At 44.6% G+C, this 1021-nt stretch carries 1 protein-coding gene; it reads right to left on the minus strand.

Going from position 1 to position 1021, the window contains the following annotated elements:
• Positions 1-47 precede the first annotated feature (47 nt).
• Positions 48-1021 (minus strand): 6-phosphofructokinase (pfkA, locus tag AB5935_RS28210; RefSeq protein WP_368328130.1); only part of this gene is annotated, 974 nt, incomplete at its 5' end.

Below are 1021 nucleotides of genomic sequence, written 5' to 3' on the forward strand. Positions count from 1 at the left end.
CTTTATCTTATATACTGATATAAGCTGAACTCCTAAAAATAAAAAGATTAGATTGAAAGCTCTTTCAATACAGTGACAAGATCTCTCTTGATTGGTTTGTCATTCTTAATAGCCTTGCTGAACGGTACGTAAACGATTTCATCATGTTCGATTCCGATCATTACGTTACGTTGATCTTCCATAATAGCATCGATAGCAGCAGCACCGAGGCGGCTTGCCAGGATACGGTCGTGGGCAGTCGGGCTACCACCACGTTGCAAGTGACCTAAGATCGTCACACGTACATCGTATTGCGGGTATTCGTTTTTCACACGTTCGGCATAATGCATGGCTCCTCCGGTCAGTTCGCTTTCGGCTACCAATACAATACTACTGTTTTTTGATTTACGGAATCCGTTCTTGATAAACTCTTCCAGTTGGTCGACTTCCGTACTGAATTCCGGAATAATAGCAGCTTCCGCTCCCGAAGCGATCGCTCCGTTCAGTGCAAGGAAACCGGCGTCACGTCCCATCACTTCTACAAAGAACAAACGTTCGTGTGAAGTGGCCGTGTCGCGAATCTTATCCACAGCGTCCAATATCGTATTTAATGCAGTATCATATCCGATGGTAGTATCTGTACCGTAGAGGTCATTATCAATAGTTCCCGGTAGTCCGATACACGGAACATCAAATTCCTGTGCAAAGATGCGTGCACCTGTCAGTGAACCGTCTCCACCAATGATAACCAAGGCATCAATGCCTTCTTTTTTCATATTATCATAAGCCAACTGGCGACCTTCCGGAGTCGTGAACTCTTTACAACGGGCTGTTTTCAAGATAGTACCACCCAACTGGATGATATTACTCACATTCTGACTCTTAAATTCCTTGATTTCACCTGTGACCAGACCTTTATAGCCTCTGTATATACCTTTGACTTGCAATCCATTGTAGATAGCTGCACGTGTCACTGCACGTATAGCAGCGTTCATTCCCGGAGCATCACCTCCGGAGGTCAAAATTCCGATACACTTAACTG

Origin of the sequence: Phocaeicola sp. RTP21198st1_B8_RTP21198_201120 (genome assembly GCF_040929485.1) — a bacterium.
Classification (GTDB): Bacteria; Bacteroidota; Bacteroidia; order Bacteroidales; family Bacteroidaceae; genus Phocaeicola; species Phocaeicola dorei.